Here is a 24,260-nt window from a genome sequence, read left to right as displayed (position 1 = left end):
AAACCGGGCGATTCAAATCGCTATTTCGGGAGCCGGCTGGCGACCACCCAGCCGCCGACCTGGACACACAGGACAAACAGCAATGCGCCATACACAAGCGGGTGGGAAACAATCAGCGACAGGATCGCGGTCGCTATGCAGGCATAGTCGACGAGATCGCTCGACATCAGCCAGCCCTGTGGCTGGCGGGCCCGGCGCACGTCATGCAGGGTGACGCTGCGCCAGACCCGGCCCATGTCCGGCGGGCCGAACTCCGCCATCAGGTGTTTCGGGTCGAGAATGCCGGTCATTTCGGCCAGGTCCTCGGCCCGGGCTTCCCCGATCGAGATCGTGCGCCTGCGCGCCGATGTGCCGATCAGGCTGACCAGTGCAGACAGGATTACCGCCAGCGCCATGGCCGCAATCGTGAAACCGTCAAAGGGGCCATATCCGCTCATGCCGGACTATATAGGCATGCCGCGTCTGGACGGAAGCGCAGAGCGGTCAACGCTTTGGGATAGCCGCCCAATAATCGAAGTCGAGCAGGACGCCGCTGGCATATTTTCCGGCAGCGTCCTTGTAGGCGAAGGCGCCGGGATCCTGGTCCTTCACGGCGACAAGGCGAAGGCGAAGCGCGCCGCACGTGTCCGTGAGCTCGGCCTTGTCCAGCACTTCGCTCCAGGCATAGATCGTGTCACCGGCAAACAGCGGGCTGACATGGCTGCCGGCATTGATGGCCAGCATCTGGCCTGCATTGGCGAGGCCGTTGAAGGCGAGCGCGCGGGCGATCGAGATGACCACACCGCCATAGATAAGGCGCTTGCCGAAGCGGCTGTCCTTCTGGCCATGGGCATCGAAATGCACTTTTGCCGTATTCTGGTAGAGGCGGGTGGCGATCTGGTGTTCGGCTTCTTCCACGGTCATGCCGTCGACATGGTTGATCTTTTCGCCCACCGCATAATCATTGAACGTATGGGGGCTGCCTGCCAGATTCATGTCCCAGGTTTTCATGTCGGGATAGCCTGACAATTCGCTGGCGGGCACAGCTGCAGGCAAGTCTGGCAGGACAGGCTCTGGAGAAGGATTGTCCATCTCGAACTTGTTGACCATCACCCAGCGCACGAAGGACATGACTGTCTCGCCGCGCTGGTTGAACCCGGTCGTGCGCACCCAGACAACGCCGGTCTTGCCGTTGGAATTCTCCTTGATGCCGATCACCTTGGATACGGTGTTCAGCGTATCACCCGGCATGACCGGCAGGAAAAAACGCCCGTCGGCATAGCCTAGATTGGCCACGGCATTCAGTGAAATATCCGGCACGGACTTGCCGAACACGACATGGAAGGCGTGCAGCGGATCGATGGAGAGGCCCGGCAGGCCCGCAGCCTTGGCAAACTCGGCCGAGGAATATTGGGCGAAACGATTGCCGGTCATGGCGCGATAGAGGGCGATATCGCCTTCAGTCAGCGTCTGGGGCGTCGCATGGACGATGTCCATGCCGACACGGAAATCCTCGAAATAGTTCCCGGGTTTCGATTTCTGTACGTTCGCCATGTGCCGCCTCGCAAGTAAGAGGCCTCAACAGACGCGTCCAGGTATCAGCCGCGCCCGATGAAGCCGGTCAGGGTTTCGGCGAACACCTGCACGTGGCTGCCGTTCGAAATCAAGCCGGAACCGGAAAAAGGCAGCAGAACGAGCGAAATCGCCGCAGCCACGAGGCAGGCGGCCATGACCTGCTGGTCGGTGCGTTCGATGAACTGGTCGACGGCCCGCGGCCCCATCAGCATGTAAGGCAGGCCAAACATGCAGAAGCCGGAAAAGGCGATCAGAAGGGCGGCGAGGGCGAACAGGATCAGCATCATGTTCGCACTATCGCGCACCAAGGCTGATTTTAAGTCGCCGGAATCGATGAAATTTGATCGAATCGGGCCTGTTGGGAACGTTTTCGCAGCGATTTTCGTATCAGGTCAGGTCGAGCAAGCGTTCGATCGGCCGCCCCAGGACGGCTTTCTTGCCCTTGATGCCTATCGGGCGCTGGATCAGTTTCGGGTTCTCGGCCATGGCCGCGAAGACTTCAGCGTCGCTTGCCGTCTCCGGCAGCCCCGCATCGGCGGCATTCTTCTGGCGCAGGAAGTCGCGGGGCGAGACGCCCCCGAGTTTCGCGGCAAGGTCGACGAGTTCTTCGAGGCTGAGCTGCTCGGACACGGTCATGTATTTGCGCACCCGTGGCTGGATGCCGCTCTCATGCAACAATTCCAGCCCCTTGCGCGAGGTGCTGCATCCAGGATTGTGAAGAAGCGTATAGGTCATGGCGGTCTCCGTTTCAGGCGGCTTCGAACGCTTTGATCGCTTTGTCCATGGCGACGGTGCGGCGAGCTTCATCAAGGTGAAGCAGCTCGGTCATCTTGCCATTGACCTTGAGGACACCCTTGCCGGCATTTTCTGGATCGGCGAACGCCTCGATCACGGCTTTCGCCTGCTCCACATCGTGCGGGCTCGGTGCGAAGATCCGGTTGGCCGAATCGAGCTGGGACGGGTGGATCAGCGTCTTGCCGTCAAAGCCGAGCGTGCGGCCTTGTTCGCATTCGTCCATCAGGCCGTCTTCATCCTTGATATCGTTGAACACGCCGTCGATGGCGACGAGGCCATAGGCCCGGGCCGCCGCCATGCTGAGGCCGAGCGCCGTCTGGAACGCGATCCTGTCCGGCGTTGGACGGGCGCGGTATTCCTTGGCAAGATCATTCGTGCCCATCACGAAGGCTTCGAGGCGGGTGCGATGGGCCGCCTCGGCTATGTCCTGGATATTGAGGATGGCAAGCGGCATCTCGATCATGACCCACAAGCCAAAATCGGCCGGAGCACCCGCAGCCGAGAGCGCGGCATCGAGGCGGTCAATGTCAGCACCCGAGACGACCTTCGGCGCGAGAATGGCGTCTGCGCCGGCTTTGACCGCCATTTTCAGATCTTCAGCGCCCCATTCCGTGTCCAGGCCGTTGATGCGCACGACGATTTCACGCGGATCGTAGCCGCCGACCGCAACGGCGCTCTGGATGGCTGCTCGCGCTTCCGCCTTGGCGTCGGGGGCAACGGCATCTTCGAGATCGAAAATCAGCGTGTCGGCCGACAGGCCTTTTGCCTTTTCGAGCGCCCGGGCATTGGCACCCGGCATGTAGAGGCAGGAGCGGCGCGGGCGATGGGCTTGGGCTGACATGGGGCGGTCCTTGACGGTTGACTTGCGATTGGGGAAGGGGTGGCCTCATTGTTCAAAAAGATCAAGATGACCAAAGGGAACGCCATGCCAGACTTTCCGGTTTCAGGGTCCGTCGCGAAAGGTTTCGAGCCCGTCCGCGATGCGTTCGCGGAGAATTTCGCCGACGATGGCGAACTCGGCGCCGGCTTCGCCGTGTTGCAGGACGGGGAACTCATCGTCGACCTGAAGGGCGGCTGGGCCGACCGGCAGAAGACCAGGGCATGGGATGCGCAGACGCTGGTGCCGGTCTATTCGACAACCAAGGGCATTTCCGCGCTCGTCCTCGCCGCGCTCGTGGCCGACCTCGACGCGGGATACGAAACACGGGTCGCCGAGATCTGGCCGGAATTCGCCGCCAATGGCAAAGAAGCCGTCACCATCGGCGAACTGGTCAGCCATCAGGCCGGCCTGCCCGGATTCGTCAACCAGATTGATCCCGACCTCTGGCTCGATCCGCCAGCCTGCGCGGCAGCCATTGCCGAGCTCTCCCCACTCTGGCCGCCCGGCAGCGCCCATGGCTACCATCCGCTTACATGGGGCTATTTCGTTGGTGAACTCGCCCGCCGCCTCGGCGGCAAGACACTAGGCACATGGTTGCGCGAAACGGTCTGCGGCCCGAACGGAATCGACTTCCATATCGGCCTGCCTGCCAGCGAACATGCACGCTGCGCCGACATTCGCCGGCCTACCGCCTTGCCCGAACTTGGCGAAATGACTGAACCGAAGCGCGCCGCGTTCGGCACCAAATGGTCGTCGCCCAATCGTGGCGGCGCGATATGGCGGGAAATCGAGATTCCTTCGGCCAATGGCCATGGCACGGCGGCGAGTATCGCCACTCTCTACGATGGGTATGCCCATGGCGGTGCCGTCTCCGGCAAGGCGCTGATGCCCGCAGGCACGTTTGAAGACCTCGTACGGCCCCGGGTTGATGGCCCGGACCTCGTGCTCAACATGTCGACCAGTTTCGGCGCCGGTATCATGCGCAACACGCATGGCCTGTTCGGGCCCAACCCCGCCACAGTCGGCCATTGCGGCTGGGGCGGGTCGATGGCGATTGCCGATCCGGACCGGCGCCTGACATGCGCCTATGTCATGAACAAGCAGTCCAATGTGCTGGTGGGCGATCCGCGCGCTGTCCATTTGGTGAGCGCCGTCTACGGGTGCCTCTGAGATGCTAGGTCATGTCGATTGGCTGGCATTCCTCATCGCCATGGCGGCAGTCGAGCTGACCCCCGGCCCCAATATGGGCTGGCTTGCCGCCCTGTCGGCCAAATCTGGGCGGCGGGCGGGCATGATGGCGGTCGCGGGCGTGACGCTCGGCCTGCTGGTCCAGCTGGTTGCGGCGGCAACGGGCCTGTCGGCCTTGCTGTCTGAATCCCCCGTTCTCTATGAATCGCTGCGCTGGGCAGGCGTCGCCTTCATGCTCTACCTCGCCTGGGAGGCATTTGCCGACACAGGCTCAGCCTCAGCCTTGCGAGGTGACGGGCACGAAGGCTTCCGCCGGGGCCTGGTGGCAAACCTCCTGAACCCGAAAGCGCTCGTATTCTATCTCGTCATTGTGGGACAGTTTGCCGATCCTGCGTCCGGCGCACTCTGGGTCCAGATTGTCATTCTGGGCCTCATTCACCTCGCCGTGGCCATTCTGGTGCATGTATCCATCGTGCTCATGGGCGCTCATCTTGGTGCTGTTTTTGAACGCTGGCGCACATCCCTGCCGGCCAGAATAGTATTCGCGCTTGTACTGGTCGCTATCGCGGTCTGGATCGGCATGTCGACGGGCCGGTCTGGCTGACCGGTTTCTGGCACGGGCATTGCACCAGCCAGTTCGGACCCATTGGTCCCTCAACATGCAATCCTGCCCTGTCGCGCCCCCTGGCCGGCAGGGCTTTTTTGCCTTCAGGCCGGACGGGCCGTCCGAGCGAGGCGCCGCGCCTTGGCTTCACCCAGCACACTATCCGTCGTGTAGATAGCCAGCGCGGCCCAGATGCAGCCGAACGCAATCGCGTGCGTCCAGCCGAAGGCTTCGTGAAAAACCAGTGTCGCAATCAGGAACTGCAGGGTCGGCCCGATATATTGCATCATGCCGACGGTGGAGAGTTTCAGGCGCTTGGCCGCCAGCCCGAACAGGATGAGCGGCGTGGCGGTGATCGGACCGGCGATCATGAGCAGGGGAATGTCCCAGCCGCCGGTTCCCATCAGGCGGCCGTCCGGCTGCTGCAGGAACCAGTTGAACCAGGCCAGCGCCAACGGGGTCAACACCACCACTTCGACCAGGAATCCGGCCCGGCTATCGATGGCGACTTTCTTGCGGATCACCGAATAGAACGCGAACGAAAAGCACAATCCAAGCGCCACCCAAGGCACGTGCCCGAACGCGACTGTCATCACCCCGACACCGATTGCCGCAACTGCCACGGCCACCCATTGGGCCGGGCGCAAGCGTTCGGAAAAGATCAGCATGCCGAACAGGACATTGACCAGAGGATTGATGTAGTAGCCGAGCGAGGCCTCCATCGTACGCCCCTGGTTCACCGCCCAGATATAGATCAGCCAGTTACCCCCGATGAGCAGGCCCGACAGGGCCAGCCATTTCAGGTTATGCCACCTGAACGCGGAACGGATATCGCGCCAGTTCGCAGCCAGCGCGATCAGCAGGATCGCCGTCGGCACCGACCACAGGATACGGTGTGCGAGAAACTCGACCGCACCGATATGCTTCATCGCCCGGATGTAGAGCGGCAGCGAGCCCCAGATGACATAGGCGCCAAGGGCGGCGGGAAATCCGAGGCGAAGGGCGGACGGGGCGTTCATATGCCGCGATGTAAGCGCAGCCGAACGTTCCCGCCACCCATATCTTGCTCAAGCATGGGTTAGGTTTCCTGCAGACGGGCCGCGCGGTGACGCGGCACCGCCTCAGCCTGTCGTGACGGCCTGCTTTTCCGGCTTGATCACGCCGCGGTTCAGCAGCTCCTCGGCGATCTGAACGGCATTGAGGGCCGCGCCCTTGCGCAAATTGTCCGAGACGCACCAGAAGGCGAGGCCGTTCTCGACGGTCGGGTCCTTGCGCACGCGGCTGATGAAGGTCGCCCAGTCGCCGACACATTCCTTCGGCGTGATGTAGAGCTCTTCCTTCGGATCGTCGACCAGCATGATGCCGGGGCTCTCACGCAGGAGCTTCTTGGCTTCCGCAGCGCTCATCGGGCCAGCCATTTCAATATGGACGGCTTCGGAATGGCCGACAAAAACCGGCACGCGCACGCAGGTAGCGACCAGTTCAATTGCGGGATCGAGGATTTTCTTCGTCTCCTCGCGCATCTTCCATTCTTCCTTTGTGAAGCCGTCGTCCATGAACACGTCGATCTGCGGGATCACGTTGAAGGCGATTTCCTTCTGGAAAACCTGCGGCGTCGGCTCGTCATTGACGAAGATGCCCTTGGTCTGGTTCCACAGCTCGTCCATGCCGTCCTTGCCCGCGCCGGACACGGACTGGTAGGTCGCAACGACGACCCGCGTGATGCCCACGGCGTCATGGATCGGTTTGAGGGCCACAACGAGCTGCGCCGTTGAGCAGTTCGGATTGGCGATGATGTTCTTCTTGGAATAGCCCATCACGGCATCGGCATTCACTTCCGGCACGATCAGCGGCACGTCCTTGTCCATGCGCCAGGCCGAGGAATTGTCGATCACGATCGCACCGGCAGCCGCAATCTTGGGTGCCCATTGCTTCGACACCGTGCCGCCCGCCGACATCAGGACCAGGTCCACGCGTGAAAAATCAAAGCTCTCCAGGTCGTGGCATTTCAGCGTCTTGTCGCCATAGCTCACTTCCTTGCCGATCGAACGCCGGGACGCGACCGCAAAGACTTCGTCTGCGGGAAACAGGCGCTCGTCGAGAATGTTGAACAATTCTCGTCCGACATTTCCTGTTGCACCGACAACTGCAATCCGCGTGGCCATGATATGTAAAGCTCCGTGCTGTAAACCGCAGGCTTATGACGCATTCTTGCGCCATGTGCAAAGCCTGTTGCCATCGTGTTATGTGTGGGGCACCACCAAAGCCTGTCCTGAGCCCTGGGAGACCTGTCCGTGCTTGATGAAGTGATTGCCCGCTACATCGCCAGCTATAATGCCCGCGACATTGACGGCATGATCGATTGCGTGACCGACGACGTCGTGTTCGAGAATATTTCGAACTCCGGCCAGTCAATGCGCCTCGACGGCAAGGACATGATGCGCCAGGTGGCAGAACTCTCGGGAAACGCCTTCTCCTATCGCCGCCAGCGGCTGGTCAATGTCGTGACCGGCGCTGGCAAGGCAGCCGCCGAAATCGAATTCGAGGGCAAGGCCGCTGTCGACCTGCCGAACGGTATCCGGGCCGGCGAGACCGTGAAAATCCGCGGTGCCAGCTTCTTCGAATTTCGCGGAAACCTGCTCTGCCGGATTGCGGATTACAGCTAACCGGCTTGCTGGAAGCTCTCGCGGCGCAGGTCCGGGGCCAGGCCTTCCCCCATCAAATCGATGAAATTGCCGGAATAGAACGCTTCGACGGCCCGCGTGGACGCGCCTTTCAGGCTCTCGTCAAACCGCTTCAGCGGATTTCGTCCGCCTTCGACATGCGGGTAATCCGACGAGAACATGCAGATCTCCTCGCCCGCATTGGCGATGATCCAGCCGGCATCTTCATGGGGATAGGGCGCGGCGCGGAATTGACGCCGCACGATCTCTGACGGGCGAGCCGATAGCGCTTGCAGCCGCGTCTCGTTACGCATGAAGGCATGGGCTGCCGAATCCATCGACCGCATCCATCCCGGCACCCACGAAGCGCCAAGCTCGATGGCGCCGAATTTCAACGAAGGGAAACGATCGAGCACGCCGTCGAAAATCATCGTTGCCAGAGTCTGCATCGCCGCATTCGGGATTGGCATGTAGCTGACGGAAGTGAAATTGTCGTCTCCGCCGTGGAAATCCGGCACGGGCGGCAGGCCATTCTCCTTGTAGACGGGGTTCAGCTTGTCCTCGCCGCCGACATGGAACAGGATCGGCAGGCCCGCTTCCTCGGCCATGGCCCAGACCGGGTCGAGGCCGATATGGCTCGGCGCATGCTTTTGCGGACACGTGGACGGAACCATCAGCGCCTTGGCGCCCATCTTGATGGCGTTGCGCGCCGTGGCAATGGACCGGTCGACATCTTCCATCGGCACATAGGCCGTGGCCAGAAGGCGCCTGTCGATAGAACAGAAGTCCACCATCATCCGGTTGTGGGCCTCGGCTGCAGCATAGCACAGCTCCATATCGTCGCCCTGGTCGAGCCCGAAATTGCCGAGGCAGAACGTCGTGAACACAAGCTGGCTGGCAAAGCCTAGCAGGTCGAGCACTTCAGGCCGGTCAGCAGCCCGGAAGGCACCATGCGCCTCGTAATTCTTGCGAAGGAGGATGTTCTCGGCCACGCCCGCGCGGAAGGCCGGATCGTCATGCGCACCGAGCTTGCCGTTCACGAAATCGTCGAAGGACTTCTTCGACTTGTAGACCGGAAGATCATGATAGCGTGCGAGCAGTTTTTTCTCGAAATAAGGATCGAGACAATCGCTCGACTCCATCAGGTGGCTGTCGGCATCGTGCACAAAGCGGCTGCCTGCATATGTCATTTCGTTTCCTCCGTTTATTTTTTGGAGGAAGATGTCACAGGCACAAGGGCGCGACAATCGCGCGAGGAAAACTCAGAGCGCGGCGATGATCAGGTCGGCCATGCCTGACGTGCTGAGATCGCCGCCAAGGTCTTTCGTCCGCGCACCCTTGTCGAGCGCCTTGCCGACGGCAGCAAACAGCGCGTCAGCGGCTTTTTCCCGGTCCAGCGACCAGCGCAGGGCCATTTCCAGCGACAGGATCATTGCACACGGATTGGCAATGCCCTGGCCGGCAATATCCGGCGCCGATCCATGAACGGGCTCATAAAGGCCGGGCACACCGGGTCCGCCGAGCGAAGCCGACGGCAGCATGCCGATCGAGCCCGTCAGCATTGACGCTTCATCCGACAGGATATCGCCAAACAGGTTGCCTGCTAGGATAACGTCGAATTGCTTCGGCGCGCGCACCAGTTCCATGGCGCATGCATCCGCATACATGTGGATCAGGTCGATACCACCGCCGAACTCGGCATGGGCGAGCGTCACTTCCTGGCGCCAGAACAGGCCGGATTCCATGACGTTCGATTTTTCGACCGAGCACACGCGCCCCTTGCGTCCGCGCGCAATATCGAACGCAACGCGGGTGACACGCTCGATCTCCGGATGCGTGTAGACCGCGGTGTCATAACCCCGGCGATAGCCTTCATCGTCAATGTCGATGCCGCGCGGCTGGCCGAAATAGACGTCACCAGTCAGCTCCCGCACGATCATCAGGTCAAGGCCCTCGATGATCTCGCGCTTCAGGCTGGAGGCATCGACCAATGCCGGAAAGCAATAGGCCGGGCGCAGGTTTGCAAACACGTCGAGCCCCTTGCGCAGCGCGAGAAGGCCGGCTTCCGGACGCTTGTCCCGCGCAACGTCTGTCCATTTCGGCCCGCCGACCGCACCCAACAGCACCGCATCGGCGTGACGCGCCTTCTCTAGCGTATCTTCGGTGAGAGGCGTCCCATGCAGGTCGAACGACGCGCCGCCCACGAGGCCTGTCTCGAATTTTAGATCGGGTACGAGAACTTCCGCCACACGGCGCGCCTGCGCCATCACTTCGGGGCCAATGCCGTCGCCAGGCAGCAGCAGGACAGTTTGCGATGTCATGTTCTTTTCTTTCTCATTCGGCCAATGCACGGCTTCCGGATGGCTCTAACGTCCGGAGGCACAGCGTGCAATTGACAGAATGCCCCGGCCTGGCCGGTTCTCAAGGCCGGGGCAGAACAGCCATCTGCAATTGCCCTCAGTTAGCGTTGACCGCACTGCCTGTACCGACGCGTTGAATCTTGTCCGTTGATTCTCTCGCGTTCTGGCTTGTGTATGCATCGAACTGCTTCCAGGCGGCCGCCGTCTTGCATTCGCGCTTGGCGAACCGTGTGCCGGTAACTTTAAGCGAGCGGCAAATCACGTCAGCATCCGTCGATGCGACTTCAACGCTTTCCGTTGATTCCGGAGCAGCGTCAGCGACCTCGGTCTCAGCGACGGCTGGCGCAGGGACTGTCAATGTTGCCGCTTCCGTCGACGCGGGCGCGCTTTGACACGCCGCCACGGCGGCCACAAGAAGGGGCGCAAATGCGAGAATAATTCGGCGTTTCATTTTCTGGTTCCTTCAATTTCCTTGCGAGTTTCATACGAGCGCCTCGAATAACAGGCAACCTGTCCCTGAAGAATCCTGCCCCGACGCAGGCTGATTGCTCAGATTGGCTCGGGCTCTGCCTCATAGAGGCGCAGCGACCGGTCCGAAATGCCAAGGTGCGGAAAAAAGGATCGCCATGTCGCCATGTGCGCCGTCTTGAAATGCGCTGCCAGCGCATCGCGGTCCTGCCAGCGCTCCGACACCCGGATCAGGCCCGGGTCCAGCACGTCCACACTATAGGCATAGTCGAGACATCCCGCTTCGGCGCGGCTGGCCCGGATCATCTGTTCCATGACGGGTCGCGCCTCTTCCAGCCTGTCAGGCGGAATGCGCACGGTGCCTTCGATCACGATCATTGCGCGGGCGCCTCGGCGTCATCGACCGGTTCTGCCTCCCGCGCCGGTTCTGCTTCGGGCGCCTTTTTCGGCACGGTCGCGTTCGTTTCAGGTTTTGTGCTGAAGATATCCCCGTGACAGGCACCCAACAGGGGCAAAGCCACCATCGCAGCGAGCGCGAACTTCCATCGTGACATGCCGTGTCCCTCCTGTCGGGCGATCGGTTCAGTTTGCCGGCTCCAGCCACGGCGTCATCAGGCGCCGTTTGGTTTCGAATTCACTGATCTCGTTTGCCGATGTGAGCGAGGCACCGATCTCGTCGAGGCCTTCCAGCAGGTTCGACTTGCGGCCCGGATCGACATCGAAATGGTGCTGGGCGCCATCCGGCGTCGTGACCGTTTGGGATTCCAGGTCGACGGTGAATACATGGTTTGCACCGCCAGCCTGCTCCGCGAGCTGCACACACACATCCACCGGCAGGCGGACGGGAAGAATGCCGTTCTTGTAGCAATTATTGTGGAAGATATCGGCAAAGCTCGGCGCGATGACACAAGTGATGCCCTGGTCGAGCAATGCCCACGGCGCGTGCTCACGCGACGAGCCGCATCCGAAATTTTCGCCGACGATCAGGATGCTCGCCTTGGCATATTGCGGCTTGTTGAGCACGAAATCGGGGTTTTCCGAGCCATCGGCCCTGGTTTTCAACTCGTGGAACAGGCCCTTTGAAAGGCCGGTGCGGGTTGTCGTCTTCAGGAACTGTTTCGGGATGATCATGTCGGTGTCGACATTCGACATCGGCTTGCCCTTCTCCATGAGGGGCGCGGCGGTTCCTGTGAGGGTGCGGAAAGCTTTCATGGGGTCATTCTAAATCGGGTCATGGGAAATGAACAGGGTCGGCACATTCAATGTGCCATCGCGGACGGTGAAGACACGGCTGCCAGGTTTGCGGCCCTTGCGCGTCTCCGACACGTTGAACCCGGCTTCCAGCAGGCGCTCATGCGCCGCCTCAAGGTCGTGGACCGCCCAGGTCAGGCCAAAAATTGAGTCGTTGCCGCCCGCATCATGGTCTTCGCCGAGGCGGTTGATCACTTCAAAGGTCAGCCCCCCCGTCCGGAAGAACAGGAAGCGCGTCTTCCATTCCGGCGCCGTCCGGTCGAGCGCGAGATCGAGGCCGAGCCGCGCGCCATACAGCGCTGCCGCCCTGTCGGGGTTCGGCGTATTGATGACGATATGATCAAGACCGGCGACCGCACCGTCCGGCGCATCCGCCAGCGCCAATGCCCCGGTCACATGCTCGATGACGAATGTCCTGATACCGCCGGTTTCGTCGTCGGCACACCGGAACCGGCGCCAGGTACGCGAGTTGCCGCTGATTTCGCTCCGGCTCTCGCCGGGCATGATCTCGTGCGGCTTCAGTCCGCGCCGGGTCAACCGGTGGTGTGCATGTTCGATATCGCCCGTTGCGAAGGCAAGGCTTTTGAGGCCTGGACCGTCGTCGGTGATGATTTCTCCCAGCCGCTCGGCAAGCGGGCCATCGCCGTGCGGAGCCATCAGCTCCAGGGCGGTATTGTTAACCCTGAAGATGGCCGTCGCCGCGCCCTCTTCCGAAACCGACTGCCAGTCGGGCCCCCTCCCGAGCAGCGCCGAATAGACCGCCGTTCCGGAAGCAATCTCCGGGCAGACGAGCACGATATGGTCGAGTCCTGAAATCACGCCTTGACGCTTTCCTTCGGCAGAGCGGTATCGACGTTCCGAAAACCAGGCAGGGCCTCCACTTTCGCCATCCAGCGGCGCAGATGGGCATAATTGCCAAGATCCACCTGGGCTTGCGGCGCGTAGGCTGCGATGCCGTAAATATCGAGATCGGCAATCGTTGCCCCGGCGCCGACCAGCCAGTCGCGCCCCTCGAGCAGGCCGTTGAGCTCCTTCAGCGCGCCATTGGCTGCGTTGAAATGCGCCTCCGCAACCTGTTCCGGAAACTCGAAGAATCCAAGCTTCAGTGCCCGCGTGCGATAGATGCCCGTCGTCAGCTGCCCGGCGCCCCAGAGTTGCCATTCACGTGCGCGCAGGCGCTCGGCGCGGTCCTTGCCGCCAAACCGGCCCGTTTCGTCGGCCAGGTAGTCGAGAATGACGGATGACTGGCAAAGGCAAATGTCTTTCTCATGGTCGTCCAGGACCGGCACCTGTCCATAACGGTTCTTGGCCAGGAAGGCGTCCGCCTTGTGTGCGCCCGAACGCAGGTCGACATGCTCATAGTCAAAAGCCGTGCCTGTCAGGTGCAGCATCAGGCCCACCTTGTAGGTCGGACCGGAGGCAAAAATACCGTGCAGTGTGTAGCGTGTCATGTCGCGTTTCCTCGCTTGATTGACCTCTATATGCGCGAGACACGACCGCTTTGAAATCGGGAAATCGGGATTTGATCGATTGCCGTCCGGTCAAGCGGTCGGGATGCGGCCCGAGTTGACAAAAATGGCCACCTACCGGCGCCGAACTTACCCAATCACGCCAGTGATCGCCGCGCGGGCAGCGAGCGCCGGGCTCATCAGGTGGGTCCGTCCGCCGCGGCCCTGCCGGCCTTCGAAATTCCGGTTCGAGGTCGACGCGCAGCGCTCGCCCGGCGCCAGGATGTCCGGGTTCATGCCGAGGCACATGGAACAGCCCGGCTCGCGCCACTCAAAGCCCGCTTCCATCAGGACGATATCAAGGCCCTCCTCTTCGGCCTGCGCCCGCACCAGTCCCGATCCCGGCACAACCATCGCCCGCACCCCGTCGGCCACGTGCTTGCCCTTGGCAATCGCCGCGGCGGCGCGCAGGTCTTCGATCCGGCTGTTTGTGCACGAGCCGATGAACACGCGCTGGACAGGCGTCCCTGCAATCGGCACACCGGGTTCTAGGCCCATGTAGTCCAGCGCCCTCTCGGCCGCAGCGCGCTTCACCGGGTCGGCAATCTCGTCCGGCACAGGTGTCTTGCCGGACAGCGGGATCGCCTGTTCCGGGCTGGTGCCCCAGGTGATCGTCGGTTCGACTGCGCCGCCATCGATGCGGATGATCCGATCCCAGGCCGCATCATCGTCTGATAACAATGTCTTCCAATAGGTCTCGGCGACCTCCCATGCGCCAGCCTTCGGGCTGGCCGGGCGGCCTTTCATATAGGCCAGCGTCTTTTCATCCGGCGCGATCAGGCCCGCCCGTGCGCCGCCTTCGATCGCCAGGTTGCACAGGGTCATGCGACCTTCCATCGACAGGGCCTGAACGGCCTCGCCGCGATATTCTATGACATGGCCGGTGCCCCCGGCTGTGCCGATCAGGCCAATGATGTGCAGCGCGAGGTCCTTGGCGGTCACGCCTTCCTGCAAGCGACCGGAAACTTCCACTGCCATATTGTCCATCTTGCGTGCACGCAAAGTCTGCGTGGCCAACACGTGCTCGACCTCCGACGTGCCAATACCGTGCGCCAGCGCCCCGAAGGCGCCATGGGTCGAGGTATGACTGTCGCCGCAGACGATGGTCATGCCGGGCTGGGTGCGGCCCTGTTCGGGGCCCACAACATGGACGATGCCATTTCGGATATCGCCCATTGGGAAGTATTCGATCCCGTACTCGGCGACATTGCGGGTCAGCGTTTCCAGCTGGTTACGCGCTTCCGGGTCGGTCACGCCCGCCATGCCGGCCGCCTGGTTCTCCGTCGGCGTATTGTGATCGGCCACGGCCAGCGTCAGGCCGGGGCGGCGCACCTTGCGGCCAGCTGCCTTCAACCCGTCAAAAGCCTGCGGGGTCGTCACTTCATGGATCAGGTGCAGGTCGATATAGAGCAGGCTCTCGCCAGAGGCTGCATCGGTGTGGACGACATGCGCATCCCAGATCTTGTCATAAAGTGTCTTGCCGGCCATTCGAACTGCTCTTCCTCGCTGTTGCGGCGCACATTAGCGACAGATGCGGGCGATGGAAGCCCGCACAGGCGCGTCTGCATCACGCTGCCGCAGACTCGGCGCTGAACTGGTGATCCGCGAGGCCCGACTCAAGCCGGTCAATCATGGCTGAACGAAAAACGCCCCTGCCGGGAGGCAAGGGCGTCTTTGATCTGGTTGGGCTGAAAGCGCCTATTCTTCAGGCGCAGCCTCTGGTGCTTCGGCAGCAGCGGCAGCTTCAGCAGCGGCCTTGGCTTCGGCTTCAGCGGCCTTGGCAGCGGCCTTTTCGGCCTCAAGCTTGGCCTTCGCGGCGGCTTCGCGGTCAGCGGCTGCCGCTTCCTTGCGGGCCAGCTTTTCGGCGTCCTTCTGGCGGCGGCGCTCGGTCTTCGAGACAGCGATCTCAACAGCCTCGATACCGTGGCCGGTCGTGCGCTCGGCGATACGGGCCGATTTACCGCGACGATCACGCAGGTAGTAGAGTTTCGCGCGGCGCACGCGGCCCTTGCGCTTCACTTCGATCGACTCGATCAGCGGAGAGACCAGCGGGAACACCCGCTCGACGCCTTCACCGAAGGAAATCTTGCGAACCGTGAAGCTCTCGCTCAGGCTGCCGCCCGAACGGGCGATGCAGACGCCTTCGAAACGCTGGACGCGCTCGCGGTCGCCTTCTTTGATCTTCACGTTCACGGCCAGCGTATCGCCGGGCGAGAATGCAGGAATTTTCTTGTCGCCGAGGACACGGACGCGTTCTTCCGCCTCAAGCTGTTCAATCATGTTCATCGCCAGTCTCCGGCGGTTGGAATTCGGGGGTCTTGGAGTAAGCGGCGTATAAATCGGGGCGGCGCTGCTTTGTCAACGTCTTTGCGCTGTTCTTGCGCCATTCTTCTATCCGCTTGTGATCGCCAGACAGGAGAACCTCCGGCGTGGGGCGGCCCTCCCACTCTCTGGGCATTGTATATTGGGCGTGTTCCAGCAGGCCATGTTCGAAGGATTCGTCCGCCAGCGAGGCTTCGTTTCCCGCCACGCCGGGCAGAAGGCGTACCACGGCCTCGATGAAAGCCATCGCCGCCACTTCCCCGCCTGCCAGTACGAAGTCACCCAGCGAGACTTCTTCCATGGCGCGCCCCTCGATGACGCGCTCATCCAGCCCCTCGAAGCGGCCGCAGAAGAAGACGAGGCCCGGCCCCGCCGCCCAATCGCGCGCCTTTTGCTGATTGAAGGGCTTGCCGCGCGGCGACAGGTAAACGAGGGGGCGCCCGTCACGCGGCACGCTGTCGATAGCAGCCGCCGCCACATCCGGCCGGATCACCATGCCGGCGCCGCCGCCAGCCGGCGTATCGTCGACATTGCGATGCTTGCCGACACCAAAGGTGCGAAGATCCACGGTTTCAAGGCTCCACAGGCCCTTCTCGCGCGCCCGCTCCAGGATGGACACGCCGAGCGGCCCGGGAAAGGCTTCGGGAACAAGCGTTATGAGAGTCGTACTGAACATGCAGCGCATCTAACCCAGACGCGGGACGCCGTCACCCGCGCCGTTGACGTCCGCTTCGGCCCGGCGCTTGATGGTCGGAAAGACCGGGGGACCCGCATGACACTGGATACGATTGCCACCATTGCCAATATCATGGCCTCGTGCGCCGTGGTGCTGACCCTGGTTTTTATCGGCCTGCAACTGCGCCAGAATGCGCATCTCACACGCATGGCGGCGGCGCAAACGTCCGCCCAGCTCTTGTCGTCCAATCTCGGGCGCATCGCCGAGAGCGCGGACCTGGCCGAGCTGATCACACGAGAGAAGGGCCGGGAAAGCTGGACCACGGCCGAATTCCTGCGTGTCTCGAATTTTCTCAGCATATCCTTCCGGCACTTCGAAGTGCTGCACACGCATCGCCGTTTCGGCGTGTTCGAAGACGAACTCTGGGAAGGCTCTGAAGCACGGCTCCGGGAATCGCTCAGCAATCCCGGCATTCGTGAATGGTGGGCCGAGAGCCGGACACTTTATGCGCGCAGCTTTGCGCGATATGTCGACAAGCTGTCTGCCGAACTCGATGTGGCCCAGGCCATGGCGGCAATGGGCCAGGACTAGGCGACGAGTTCCAGGGCGCGGCGCGACGATACCTTGTTGCGCCCTGAATTCTTGGATTCGAAGAGGGCAGCGTCCGCAGTTTCGAGCGCAATGTCGGCATTGGAGCCGTGCGCGAGCAGGCATGTGCCGAAACTCGCCGTGACGGAAATCTCGAATCCCCTGTGCTCAACGGTGAGGCGCTCGATCCGCGCACGAATGCGCTCACATACGGATTCGGCCTGTTCCAGCGTGACATCGCTCAGCAAGATGACGAATTCCTCGCCGCCCCAGCGTCCGAGCCTGTCGAATGGGCCGCGCAGTTCCGCAAATGCGCTTTCGGCCACTTCCTGAAGAACGATGTCGCCGGTTTTGTGACCAAAGCGGTCATTGACCCGCTTGAAATGATCCAGGTCGAAAATGACAAGACCGGCTGTCTGGCGCGTCCGGCGCATCCGGCTGAGTTCCTCGTCCATCGCATTCTTGAAGAAGCGCCGATTGTAGAGACCCGTCAGCGGGTCGGTCGCTGCCAGGGCTTCAAGACGCCGCTTGTAGGTTCGTAACCGGTATTCGTGTTGCGACGCAATTACGGCTGTCGGGATCGCCACGCAGGCCGAGACCACCAAATTCGTCAGGACGAATATCTTGGGGTTCGCCGGCAGGCCAAGTTGGTAGACCACCATCGAGAACGTGAATGACAGGCAAAGTGCTGTGATCGCGACGAATGAAAAGAACGTCAGTGATTCAAAAATATCACGCGATTTATTTGAGATCGGCATCCTGCCCCCCTACTGAGCTGCCCTTCTTTAACGCAATTGGACAAAGATCAGCCAAACTGCGGGGCACCATTTGGCCGATGCCTGTTTACCAATTGGAAATCTTGTCGCCCCGGTCCCGGTTTCCGCTCGGAACGCCCCGTGTTCCGGGGCGTCCATCCCCGCCCTGCCCCCAAGGCAAGGCTACTGGCCAGCCGTGCCGTGTGCTAATATTGCCAAAACAAAAAACCCGAGGAAACGCATTATGGTCGAGCTGGTCATCCGAAATGGCACCATTCTGGACGGTACGGGATCTCCCGCCTTTATGGGCGACATCGCCATCGACAAGGGCCATATCACCGCCATTGGGACTGTCACCGAGACCGGCGACCGCGAGATCGACGCGACCGGCCGCCTCGTGACCCCCGGCTTTGTCGATATCCACACCCATTATGACGGCCAGGCAACCTGGGACGAGGAACTCGCGCCGTCCACACCGCATGGTGTCACCACGCTGGTCATGGGAAATTGCGGTGTCGGCTTCGCGCCCGCCCACAAGGACCAGCACCAGATGCTGATCGAACTCATGGAGGGTGTCGAGGATATTCCCGGTGCCGCGCTCAGCGAAGGCATTACTTGGGACTGGGAAAGCTTCCCCGATTATCTCGACGCGCTCGCAAAGCGCCGCTTCACCGCCGATGTTGGCGCCATGATCGCACACGCGCCCTTGCGCACCTATGTCATGGGAACGCGTGGCGCGAAAAACGAACCGGCCAGCGCAGGCGACATCGCCCAGATGGCAGAGCTTGTCGGGGAAGCCATTGAAGCAGGCGCTTTCGGTTTTTCCACCAGCCGCACGATTGCCCACCGCGCGATGGACGGCGAGCCGGTACCCGGCACTTTCGCGGCTGAAGAGGAGCTTTTCGCCATCGGCCTCGCCATGGGCGAAACGGGCCGCGGCATTTTCGAGGTCGCGCCGGCTGGCCTTGCCGGTGAAGACCTTGTCGCCCCGGACAAGGAAATGGACTGGATCTGCCGACTCTCGGCCGAGATCAACCGGCCCGTGACCTGGCTGATGCTGCAGAACGATGTCCAGCCGGACGACTGGAAGCGCCTGATGCAGCTTTGCGTCGAGGCGCAGGCGCGCGGCGACCGGGTCGTGCCGCAGGTTGCCGGGCGTCCCTTCGGCGTGCTGCTCGGTCTCTCGGGCACGCATCGCTTCAAGGAATGCCCGAGCTTCGCGTCACTTGTCGGCCAGCCAGTCGAGACGATTGCGAGGGCAATGCGCGATGCGGCCCTGCGCGCGGCATTGATCGCCGAAAGCAACACGATGCTGGAAACCCTCCGCATCGAAGAACCCCTCGCGGCCCATCTGCATGACAATCTCGACCGAACCTTCCTTTTGGGAGACCCGGTCGACTATGAGCCCGGCCCGGAAAAATCGATCGGCGGCATCGCAAAGGCCTCCGGCAGGGATCCGGTCGATGTCTACTACGACGCCCTTCTGGAACGTGACGGCCATGCCCTGTTGATGCAGCCATTCCTCGGTTATGCCCACGGCAATGGCGACGCGCTGCATGAAATGCTGACACACCCGGCAGCCGTGCTCGGTCTCGCCGATGGCGGCGCGCACTGCAATCTCATCTGCGATGCGTCGACGCCCACCTGGATGCTCACGCATTGGACCCGCGACCGCACGCGCGGCCCGCATCTCGACCTGCCGAATGTGGTCAGGAAGCTGACCGCCGACCCGGCCGAACTGTTCGGCTTCCCGGACCGGGGCCAGCTGAAAGTGGGCCTGCGCGCCGATATCAACGTGATCGACTACGAGAACCTGAAGTTGCGCGAACCACGACTGGTGGCTGACCTGCCCGCAGGCGGAACCCGCTTCCTTCAGTCGGCGGAAGGCTATGACTATACCATCGTCGCCGGTGTCGTGACCCGTGAGAAAGACGAATTCACCGGCGCCCGCCCGGGACGGCTCGTGCGTTCAAATTCATTTGCGGATACGGACGAACTGGTCGCTGCGGAATAAGCCGACTTCTGACTATTTCACATCTCATAAAAAAATTCAACGGAGTTTTTATGTGCTCGAGGCTGATTTCGAGTTTTAGGGGCTCGTTGTTCAAGAATTTTTCTGGGAAGTTGTCCTGATAAAACAACAGCATGAAGGCCCAACAAACGTTGGTTATTTTCTTGGTTTGCGTGATAATTTCATCTGAGATTGCATAGTAAGCTATCACGGGGTCTTCTACGCCCATTATGTGGCAAAGCGCCGTGAGCTGAGCGGCTTCCGCCGTACCGAAGATCACATTTCCAACTTTCTCAAAATGAAAATCTAGAAGCATGGTATCGTCGCTGAACGTACTCAACGACTCGAACATCGCGTCTGTGTCGGAGTGAAACGCCCATTTGTTTCGAATCTTTTCGATAACATTGCTTCTCGAAAAATATCTCTTGAACTCTTTCCAGTCAGTTTGTTCCTCCGAGCTCATTCTGGACGTATAGGAAAACTCTTTGTCGACTCGATTCAAAGTCTTGATCACAACCTTTGAGGCTTCGTACAAACGCCCGCTCGCCAAACGTATAAACAGTAGCGACAACATCATTCGCGAAATGGAAACAACCTCGTCGTCGTTCGCGTTTGGCGTTGCCCGAACCACCATTTTGAACAACGCGTTCAGGTCATTAACCGTTTGACCTATAGTCAAGTATGATTTTTGAAGTTCAACGGGCAGCGCGCGAATTTCGCCCAAGCTAATTTTCACTTCCGTGTAATGCATTACGCTTCCTCGTCTGACAGATCGCAAAATGGGTCGAAAATCACATCGTCACCATACCGCACCCTGCGTGTCTCAATCGTCGTCAGCCGGGTCGGCAGGATCCTCTGCTGCCCGGACCTCGGCCTGCAGGACTTTCAGCCTGTCGTGGTAATGCTCGCCGTCACCGTATTCCTCGAAGCCGGCATAGCGGGCGTGCGCTTCGATGACACGCCGGGCCTGCTTGATGGGGCACCAGTATTGCTCCGTGCGGGAACCGACCTCTCGCGCATAGGCGATCACGCCGTTCACATATGAACAGTAGGCGCAGTTCAGCTTCTCCATCGCGTTCAGATAGGCCAGCCCACTGCGGTCAAACACCATGTAGCGATGTCGCTTCACCTGCGGGATCCGGTAAACACGGAAGCAAACCGCCTGGTAGATCGACACCCAGAGATCGACCACGACGAACGGAATGATCATCGAGTAGATAACGGGCGAAGTGAGCCAAACGAGCGGACGGGCGCTGAAAACGTATCGCGCGAGATGTGTGCGCAATTGTCGGTGGCGACGTTTGACCTCCTCTTCGAACCTGACCCGGCCCCGCTCAAGGCCAAATCGCAGGCCGGCGCGTTGCTTGGCTATTTCAGCATCCATCTCGAGTTCGAGCGCATGGATTTTTTCGCGGATTTTTTCGATTGAGGCTAACATCCATCTTGGATGCCCCCTTCCCCGGAAGCTGGCAAGTTTTCCCCGATGTCGCCGGGCTGGGCCTCGCGACATCCTGAGCCGGCCGACTGTCGCTATTCGGTTCGGGCATTCGGGAAACCCCACCGGGGTTTTTGCGTGCTTCTTACGGGCTTTTATCCGTGCTTTCTGAGCACGGAAATTGCGCTGGGCAAACATGTTCTATACGGGAAGATGCATGGTGAAGTCTCCAGCGCTTTCTGTCCTGATTCCGTTTTTCAACGAGGAAGGAAACGTGCACCCTGTGATCGACGAGGTGCACTCGGCCCTGTCCGGCATCGCTTTCGAGATTATCTGCGTCAATGACTGTTCAGCCGATGCGACCAGCGCTGAGCTGGCTGAGGCGCAGGCCAGGCACCCGCACACGGTTGTCGTTCTCAATCATGTCGCCCGGCGCGGCAAGTCAGCCGCCCTGTTCACCGGCCTCAAATCTGCACGCGGACAATGGATTCAGCTGCTCGACGGCGACGGTCAAAATGATCCGCACGATACCGCGCGCCTGTGGGCAGACATCATCGCACCCGGCGCCCCGCCCCGGCTCGGCATCATCGCCGGAAAGCGCAACAGCCGCAATGATTCCGGCTTCAAATGGCTGCAGTCCCGGGTCGCCAACGGCGTGCGCCGTTTCGTGCTGCAGGACAACGCGACCGACACTGGCTGCGGCTGGAAACTGATCCGGACCTCGGCTTTCCGCGACCTGCCTTTTTTTGCTTCCATGCACCGCTTCCTGCCGGCCCTGGTCAAACGGGCGGGCTGGGATGTGCGCGAGGAGCTGGTCAATGATCGCGAGCGCATGGCCGGCGTCTCGAAATATGGATTCCTTGGCCGCCTCGGTGCTGGCATATTCGACCTGATCGGCATGTTCTGGCTAACCCGGCGCGGCGGCTACGGCATCGCGGCAGAATGGAACGACCCGCGCGCCGGTCGCGGCGCGCGGTAGTTCACCCTACCTAGTCCTGATTGTTGCCGACGCGGCCATTCTGGCGGGTGCGCATGCCGTCCCGCGAACGCGGATTCGGGCGCGGCTGAACCCTCGGTTGCGGCGCCGGGGCAGGCGCAGCCCGCGCAGGTGCGGGTGCAGGTGTCGCGCGGACAGGAGCTGCAGGGCGAGCCTGAGGCGCGGCTTGGACCTGTGCCCGCGCAGGAACCTGCGAGCGCATGGCGGGTGTCTGAGGCAGCGCGCGCGGCGCTTGCTGGCGCAAAGGCCGCTCGGTTCGCTGGCGCTGCGGCTGTGAACGGACCCGAGGCGCTTCAACACGTGGCACCTGGTTCATGTCAACGCGCGTCCGCTCCGTGCGCACCTGTGAACGGCGCAACGGTTCACCAGCCGGACGTTCTGGCGGCGCTTCCATGCGCGGCGCGCGGCGTACGTCACGTCGCGACTCCTGGCCGCGTTCGGTATCACGGCGCATGCGGGGGTCACGCGCAATCGTGCTGGCGGGTGGCGTTGGCGCATAAGACGGCGTGGCACGCGGTACGCTATTTGGCAGGGCGGCAACCGTGCCGGGTCCGCCGGCAAGCGTATCCTGGTTTCGTTGCCCCCTCGGGTCGCGATCGCGCTGTCCATCGTCGCTACGGGGGCGGTCCCGGCGCCCGTCATGGTTGCGATGGTCGCGGTCTCTGTCTCGGGACCGGTCGCCATCCACCGGACGGATCGACGAAATATTGTCGTTCAGGCGAAGGCCGTTTAGCTTGCCCGTCGAGGCATCGATGATCTCGCAGCGGCCCCGGAAATTGGCGTGCTCGCACAATTCCCACTTGCCCGACCTGATATTCAGGGACGAGACATTGTCGTTAAAACGGTAGCGGCTGAGGTCCCTGACACCGTGATTGATACCAAGCGACGCACCGCGACCGTTGGAATCGACGTACAGGGTCGCATCCGCGTTTCGCGCGCCATAATGGCCCCGCAGCGGCGGGCGCTCCCTGTGGTAAGCCCGGTAAGTATTGTAGCCGCCGCGTGAATAGCCGAACCCATAAGGGCCATAGCCTGCCAGCGGGTCGTAGTAGCCATAGGACCGGTATGCCGGCGAATAGCCGTAGTGATAGACCTCGACCCGCGACGTCCGGGCATACCCGTAGTCGTAATCGTCATAACCGTACCGCGCAGCATCGGCATACCGGATATAGCCGCTCTCATCGCGTACGAACATCAGGCCGTGCTGGGCATCGGTATACTCGTAGATCGGCCGAACCGACGATATTTCGCCCCTGAGACCAAAGTATCGCAGGTCTGGTACGTCCTCGCGCAGGAACACGCAGCGGCCAGTAAAATCGCTGTGCTCGCAGATCTCCCAGGCGCCGGACAAGACGGCCACCGACCGGGCCCGGTCATTGAACCTGATGTCGGGCAGGGCATGGATCGGGTCGAAAATATTGACTGCCTCGCCCGTGTAATTCTCGCCGCTGAACAGGATGAGTGCCGCTTCGTCCTGCGGCGCGTCATATTGGGCAACCGCTGCGCCGGCGGCGACAAAGGGGGCTGCGATTAGGGCGCCAAGGCGCAGGAGCGTGGCAATCATGGCCTATTCCTCTCAGTTACTGACCGTAACATGGAACATGGCGCCTGAATGCGGCACAACATCAGGCAGAATGCCTGCTATTTCTCGTCGTCGACGGCGGTCCATTGGGCCAGGTCGGGAATCCTGACACGCCCCGCATGGAGGTCGATCTCGGGCACATCGGCTTTCGTAAACGGCACGAATACCGTTCCCCCGCCAGTAATCAGGTGGATTTCCAGCAGATCGTCCGCGCCGAAATTCTGCACCGATTTTATCCGTCCTTCGGCAACCTCCCCGACAGAACAGACCTCGAGGCCGACAAGGTCCTCGATATAGAATTCGCCTTCTTCGGCACTCGGCAATTGCCCGCGCTCCACGTGGAGCAGGGTGCCCTTGAGCGCGTCCCACTCTTCCTTCTGTTTCTGTTCCTTGGCCTTCACGATGAAATGGTCATTGCCGGGCCTGGCTGAAACGGGGGTCAGCAATATCCGGCCCGCTTCATCCTTCAGGGGGCCATAGCTGAACACGTCCTCCGGGTCGGCCGTGAAGCTCTTCACGCGGACTTCGCCGCGCACGCCATGGGCCCCCTTCAGGGCGCCCACAACGATCAGCTTGTCAGTCGGGTTCGCATTCTTCATGTCGCCTCTCTACTGGCCATCGCG

The 24,260-nt window shown here is 61.5% G+C and carries 29 protein-coding genes; 6 read left to right on the top strand and 23 right to left on the bottom strand.

Annotation, left to right across the window (positions count from 1 at the left end; translation table 11 throughout):
* Positions 1-20: 20 nt before the first annotated feature.
* The 5 genes from AC0L7I_RS04035 to AC0L7I_RS04015 all read right to left on the bottom strand — a co-directional run bounded on the left by AC0L7I_RS04035 (position 21) and on the right by AC0L7I_RS04015 (position 3,190).
* On the bottom strand, positions 21-437 hold the full coding sequence (locus AC0L7I_RS04035) for a hypothetical protein (RefSeq protein WP_473398257.1): 417 nt from the start codon (positions 435-437) through the stop codon (positions 21-23).
* Between the two features lie 46 nt (positions 438-483).
* Entirely contained in the window at positions 484-1,533 is a 1,050-nt protein-coding gene (locus AC0L7I_RS04030) for a MaoC family dehydratase (RefSeq protein WP_473398256.1), read from the bottom strand.
* 44 nt (positions 1,534-1,577) lie between these two features.
* Positions 1,578-1,859 carry a hypothetical protein gene (locus AC0L7I_RS04025; RefSeq protein ID WP_473398255.1) on the bottom strand — a complete coding sequence of 94 codons (282 nt, stop codon included), beginning with the start codon at positions 1,857-1,859 and terminating at the stop codon, positions 1,578-1,580.
* A gap of 82 nt (positions 1,860-1,941) precedes the next feature.
* On the bottom strand, positions 1,942-2,289 hold the full coding sequence (locus AC0L7I_RS04020) for an ArsC/Spx/MgsR family protein (RefSeq protein WP_473398254.1): 348 nt from the start codon (positions 2,287-2,289) through the stop codon (positions 1,942-1,944).
* 13 nt (positions 2,290-2,302) lie between these two features.
* Entirely contained in the window at positions 2,303-3,190 is an 888-nt protein-coding gene (locus tag AC0L7I_RS04015; protein ID WP_473398253.1) for an HpcH/HpaI aldolase/citrate lyase family protein, read from the bottom strand.
* Positions 3,191-3,256: 66 nt separating this feature from the next.
* On the opposite strand from AC0L7I_RS04015, the gene AC0L7I_RS04010 reads away from it, so the two are divergent.
* Together AC0L7I_RS04010 and AC0L7I_RS04005 are read left to right on the top strand one after the other, a co-directional pair.
* A complete protein-coding gene (locus AC0L7I_RS04010) occupies positions 3,257-4,399 on the top strand; it encodes a serine hydrolase domain-containing protein (protein WP_473398252.1) in 1,143 nt (380 codons plus the stop codon).
* A 1-nt stretch (position 4,400) separates the two neighbouring features.
* Positions 4,401-5,021 (top strand): LysE family translocator, encoded by a 621-nt coding sequence (locus tag AC0L7I_RS04005; RefSeq protein ID WP_473398251.1) that lies wholly within the window; start codon positions 4,401-4,403, stop codon positions 5,019-5,021.
* 104 nt (positions 5,022-5,125) lie between these two features.
* Here the strand turns inward: AC0L7I_RS04005 and rarD are convergent, their stop codons facing one another.
* Complete coding sequence (gene rarD / locus AC0L7I_RS04000; RefSeq protein WP_473398250.1) at positions 5,126-6,040, bottom strand: EamA family transporter RarD; 915 nt, start codon at positions 6,038-6,040, stop codon at positions 5,126-5,128.
* Between the two features lie 102 nt (positions 6,041-6,142).
* Positions 6,143-7,186 carry an aspartate-semialdehyde dehydrogenase gene (locus tag AC0L7I_RS03995; RefSeq protein WP_473398249.1) on the bottom strand — a complete coding sequence of 348 codons (1,044 nt, stop codon included), beginning with the start codon at positions 7,184-7,186 and terminating at the stop codon, positions 6,143-6,145.
* Between the two features lie 129 nt (positions 7,187-7,315).
* Here AC0L7I_RS03995 and AC0L7I_RS03990 point away from each other — a divergent pair, with 129 nt between their 5' ends.
* Entirely contained in the window at positions 7,316-7,687 is a 372-nt protein-coding gene (locus AC0L7I_RS03990) for a nuclear transport factor 2 family protein (protein ID WP_473398248.1), read from the top strand.
* On the opposite strand, the gene AC0L7I_RS03985 is transcribed toward AC0L7I_RS03990, so the two are convergent.
* The 11 genes from AC0L7I_RS03985 to trmD all read right to left on the bottom strand — a co-directional run bounded on the left by AC0L7I_RS03985 (position 7,684) and on the right by trmD (position 16,269).
* Positions 7,684-8,874, bottom strand: a complete 1,191-nt coding sequence (locus AC0L7I_RS03985) for an amidohydrolase family protein (RefSeq protein ID WP_473398247.1) — start codon at positions 8,872-8,874, stop codon at positions 7,684-7,686. The genes AC0L7I_RS03990 and AC0L7I_RS03985 overlap by 4 nt on opposite strands.
* A gap of 72 nt (positions 8,875-8,946) precedes the next feature.
* The gene (gene leuB / locus AC0L7I_RS03980; protein ID WP_473398246.1) at positions 8,947-10,005 is read right to left on the bottom strand and encodes a 3-isopropylmalate dehydrogenase; all 1,059 of its coding nucleotides are present in this window, start codon (positions 10,003-10,005) and stop codon (positions 8,947-8,949) included.
* A gap of 136 nt (positions 10,006-10,141) precedes the next feature.
* Entirely contained in the window at positions 10,142-10,495 is a 354-nt protein-coding gene (locus tag AC0L7I_RS03975; protein ID WP_473398245.1) for a hypothetical protein, read from the bottom strand.
* A gap of 98 nt (positions 10,496-10,593) precedes the next feature.
* Positions 10,594-10,890, bottom strand: coding sequence for a putative quinol monooxygenase (locus AC0L7I_RS03970; RefSeq protein WP_473398244.1), 297 nt, complete (start codon positions 10,888-10,890; stop codon positions 10,594-10,596).
* Positions 10,887-11,066 (bottom strand): hypothetical protein, encoded by a 180-nt coding sequence (locus tag AC0L7I_RS03965; RefSeq protein WP_473398243.1) that lies wholly within the window; start codon positions 11,064-11,066, stop codon positions 10,887-10,889. Before AC0L7I_RS03965 ends, AC0L7I_RS03970 begins: the two co-directional genes overlap by 4 nt.
* A 28-nt stretch (positions 11,067-11,094) precedes the next feature.
* Positions 11,095-11,724 carry a 3-isopropylmalate dehydratase small subunit gene (gene leuD / locus AC0L7I_RS03960; protein ID WP_473398242.1) on the bottom strand — a complete coding sequence of 210 codons (630 nt, stop codon included), beginning with the start codon at positions 11,722-11,724 and terminating at the stop codon, positions 11,095-11,097.
* A gap of 9 nt (positions 11,725-11,733) precedes the next feature.
* Entirely contained in the window at positions 11,734-12,582 is an 849-nt protein-coding gene (locus AC0L7I_RS03955) for a VOC family protein (RefSeq protein ID WP_473398241.1), read from the bottom strand.
* Positions 12,579-13,214: a glutathione S-transferase family protein gene (locus AC0L7I_RS03950; protein WP_473398240.1), complete on the bottom strand. Its 636-nt coding sequence runs from the start codon at positions 13,212-13,214 to the stop codon at positions 12,579-12,581. The genes AC0L7I_RS03955 and AC0L7I_RS03950 overlap by 4 nt, the downstream gene beginning before the upstream one ends.
* 147 nt (positions 13,215-13,361) lie before the next feature.
* A complete protein-coding gene (gene leuC / locus AC0L7I_RS03945) occupies positions 13,362-14,759 on the bottom strand; it encodes a 3-isopropylmalate dehydratase large subunit (protein WP_473398239.1) in 1,398 nt (465 codons plus the stop codon).
* A gap of 210 nt (positions 14,760-14,969) precedes the next feature.
* On the bottom strand, positions 14,970-15,557 hold the full coding sequence (gene rplS / locus AC0L7I_RS03940; RefSeq protein ID WP_473398238.1) for a 50S ribosomal protein L19: 588 nt from the start codon (positions 15,555-15,557) through the stop codon (positions 14,970-14,972).
* Complete coding sequence (gene trmD / locus AC0L7I_RS03935; protein ID WP_473398237.1) at positions 15,544-16,269, bottom strand: tRNA (guanosine(37)-N1)-methyltransferase TrmD; 726 nt, start codon at positions 16,267-16,269, stop codon at positions 15,544-15,546. The genes rplS and trmD overlap by 14 nt, the downstream gene beginning before the upstream one ends.
* Positions 16,270-16,365: 96 nt before the next feature.
* Here trmD and AC0L7I_RS03930 point away from each other — a divergent pair, with 96 nt between their 5' ends.
* Complete coding sequence (locus AC0L7I_RS03930) at positions 16,366-16,860, top strand: hypothetical protein (RefSeq protein WP_473398236.1); 495 nt, start codon at positions 16,366-16,368, stop codon at positions 16,858-16,860.
* On the opposite strand, the gene AC0L7I_RS03925 is transcribed toward AC0L7I_RS03930, so the two are convergent.
* Positions 16,857-17,615 carry a GGDEF domain-containing protein gene (locus AC0L7I_RS03925; RefSeq protein WP_473398235.1) on the bottom strand — a complete coding sequence of 253 codons (759 nt, stop codon included), beginning with the start codon at positions 17,613-17,615 and terminating at the stop codon, positions 16,857-16,859. The two genes, AC0L7I_RS03930 and AC0L7I_RS03925, sit on opposite strands and share 4 nt — an antisense overlap.
* A gap of 241 nt (positions 17,616-17,856) precedes the next feature.
* Here AC0L7I_RS03925 and AC0L7I_RS03920 point away from each other — a divergent pair, with 241 nt between their 5' ends.
* A complete protein-coding gene (locus AC0L7I_RS03920) occupies positions 17,857-19,626 on the top strand; it encodes an N-acyl-D-amino-acid deacylase family protein (protein WP_473398234.1) in 1,770 nt (589 codons plus the stop codon).
* Here the strand turns inward: AC0L7I_RS03920 and AC0L7I_RS03915 are convergent.
* Together AC0L7I_RS03915 and AC0L7I_RS03910 are read right to left on the bottom strand one after the other, a co-directional pair.
* Entirely contained in the window at positions 19,550-20,374 is an 825-nt protein-coding gene (locus tag AC0L7I_RS03915; RefSeq protein ID WP_473398233.1) for a hypothetical protein, read from the bottom strand. The two genes, AC0L7I_RS03920 and AC0L7I_RS03915, sit on opposite strands and share 77 nt — an antisense overlap.
* Before the next feature lie 72 nt (positions 20,375-20,446).
* Complete coding sequence (locus AC0L7I_RS03910; protein ID WP_473398232.1) at positions 20,447-21,061, bottom strand: hypothetical protein; 615 nt, start codon at positions 21,059-21,061, stop codon at positions 20,447-20,449.
* 214 nt (positions 21,062-21,275) lie between these two features.
* Here AC0L7I_RS03910 and AC0L7I_RS03905 point away from each other — a divergent pair, with 214 nt between their 5' ends.
* On the top strand, positions 21,276-22,037 hold the full coding sequence (locus AC0L7I_RS03905; RefSeq protein ID WP_473398231.1) for a glycosyltransferase family 2 protein: 762 nt from the start codon (positions 21,276-21,278) through the stop codon (positions 22,035-22,037).
* 10 nt (positions 22,038-22,047) lie between these two features.
* On the opposite strand, the gene AC0L7I_RS03900 is transcribed toward AC0L7I_RS03905, so the two are convergent.
* Both AC0L7I_RS03900 and rimM read right to left on the bottom strand, forming a co-directional pair.
* A complete protein-coding gene (locus tag AC0L7I_RS03900) occupies positions 22,048-23,619 on the bottom strand; it encodes a beta/gamma crystallin-related protein (protein WP_473398230.1) in 1,572 nt (523 codons plus the stop codon).
* Positions 23,620-23,696: 77 nt separating this feature from the next.
* Positions 23,697-24,236 carry a ribosome maturation factor RimM gene (gene rimM / locus AC0L7I_RS03895; RefSeq protein WP_473398229.1) on the bottom strand — a complete coding sequence of 180 codons (540 nt, stop codon included), beginning with the start codon at positions 24,234-24,236 and terminating at the stop codon, positions 23,697-23,699.
* Positions 24,237-24,260: the final 24 nt, after the last annotated feature.

Source organism: Hyphomonas sp. J20-32 (assembly GCF_055808555.1).
Note: the sequence above shows the minus strand (reverse complement) of the source record. Positions and strands in the feature narration are given on the sequence as shown.

What these genes read in the sequence shown, in the direction of transcription:
- leuD (WP_473398242.1), bottom strand. Translation starts at nt 11,724, where the DNA reads ATGAAAGCTTTCCGCACCCTCACAGGAACCGCCGCGCCCCTCATGGAG.
- trmD (WP_473398237.1), bottom strand. Translation starts at nt 16,269, where the DNA reads ATGTTCAGTACGACTCTCATAACGCTTGTTCCCGAAGCCTTTCCCGGG.
- rimM (WP_473398229.1), bottom strand. Translation starts at nt 24,236, where the DNA reads ATGAAGAATGCGAACCCGACTGACAAGCTGATCGTTGTGGGCGCCCTG.
- AC0L7I_RS04030 (WP_473398256.1), bottom strand. Translation starts at nt 1,533, where the DNA reads ATGGCGAACGTACAGAAATCGAAACCCGGGAACTATTTCGAGGATTTC.
- leuB (WP_473398246.1), bottom strand. Translation starts at nt 10,005, where the DNA reads ATGACATCGCAAACTGTCCTGCTGCTGCCTGGCGACGGCATTGGCCCC.
- AC0L7I_RS04035 (WP_473398257.1), bottom strand. Translation starts at nt 437, where the DNA reads ATGAGCGGATATGGCCCCTTTGACGGTTTCACGATTGCGGCCATGGCG.
- AC0L7I_RS04010 (WP_473398252.1), top strand. Translation starts at nt 3,257, where the DNA reads ATGACCAAAGGGAACGCCATGCCAGACTTTCCGGTTTCAGGGTCCGTC.
- AC0L7I_RS03925 (WP_473398235.1), bottom strand. Translation starts at nt 17,615, where the DNA reads ATGCCGATCTCAAATAAATCGCGTGATATTTTTGAATCACTGACGTTC.
- AC0L7I_RS04015 (WP_473398253.1), bottom strand. Translation starts at nt 3,190, where the DNA reads ATGTCAGCCCAAGCCCATCGCCCGCGCCGCTCCTGCCTCTACATGCCG.
- AC0L7I_RS03965 (WP_473398243.1), bottom strand. Translation starts at nt 11,066, where the DNA reads ATGTCACGATGGAAGTTCGCGCTCGCTGCGATGGTGGCTTTGCCCCTG.
- AC0L7I_RS03970 (WP_473398244.1), bottom strand. Translation starts at nt 10,890, where the DNA reads ATGATCGTGATCGAAGGCACCGTGCGCATTCCGCCTGACAGGCTGGAA.
- AC0L7I_RS03930 (WP_473398236.1), top strand. Translation starts at nt 16,366, where the DNA reads ATGACACTGGATACGATTGCCACCATTGCCAATATCATGGCCTCGTGC.
- AC0L7I_RS03975 (WP_473398245.1), bottom strand. Translation starts at nt 10,495, where the DNA reads ATGAAACGCCGAATTATTCTCGCATTTGCGCCCCTTCTTGTGGCCGCC.
- AC0L7I_RS03910 (WP_473398232.1), bottom strand. Translation starts at nt 21,061, where the DNA reads ATGTTAGCCTCAATCGAAAAAATCCGCGAAAAAATCCATGCGCTCGAA.
- AC0L7I_RS04020 (WP_473398254.1), bottom strand. Translation starts at nt 2,289, where the DNA reads ATGACCTATACGCTTCTTCACAATCCTGGATGCAGCACCTCGCGCAAG.
- AC0L7I_RS03915 (WP_473398233.1), bottom strand. Translation starts at nt 20,374, where the DNA reads ATGCATTACACGGAAGTGAAAATTAGCTTGGGCGAAATTCGCGCGCTG.
- AC0L7I_RS04005 (WP_473398251.1), top strand. Translation starts at nt 4,401, where the DNA reads ATGCTAGGTCATGTCGATTGGCTGGCATTCCTCATCGCCATGGCGGCA.
- AC0L7I_RS03950 (WP_473398240.1), bottom strand. Translation starts at nt 13,214, where the DNA reads ATGACACGCTACACACTGCACGGTATTTTTGCCTCCGGTCCGACCTAC.
- AC0L7I_RS03985 (WP_473398247.1), bottom strand. Translation starts at nt 8,874, where the DNA reads ATGACATATGCAGGCAGCCGCTTTGTGCACGATGCCGACAGCCACCTG.
- rplS (WP_473398238.1), bottom strand. Translation starts at nt 15,557, where the DNA reads ATGAACATGATTGAACAGCTTGAGGCGGAAGAACGCGTCCGTGTCCTC.
- AC0L7I_RS03900 (WP_473398230.1), bottom strand. Translation starts at nt 23,619, where the DNA reads ATGATTGCCACGCTCCTGCGCCTTGGCGCCCTAATCGCAGCCCCCTTT.
- AC0L7I_RS03920 (WP_473398234.1), top strand. Translation starts at nt 17,857, where the DNA reads ATGGTCGAGCTGGTCATCCGAAATGGCACCATTCTGGACGGTACGGGA.
- rarD (WP_473398250.1), bottom strand. Translation starts at nt 6,040, where the DNA reads ATGAACGCCCCGTCCGCCCTTCGCCTCGGATTTCCCGCCGCCCTTGGC.
- AC0L7I_RS03905 (WP_473398231.1), top strand. Translation starts at nt 21,276, where the DNA reads ATGGTGAAGTCTCCAGCGCTTTCTGTCCTGATTCCGTTTTTCAACGAG.
- AC0L7I_RS03995 (WP_473398249.1), bottom strand. Translation starts at nt 7,186, where the DNA reads ATGGCCACGCGGATTGCAGTTGTCGGTGCAACAGGAAATGTCGGACGA.
- leuC (WP_473398239.1), bottom strand. Translation starts at nt 14,759, where the DNA reads ATGGCCGGCAAGACACTTTATGACAAGATCTGGGATGCGCATGTCGTC.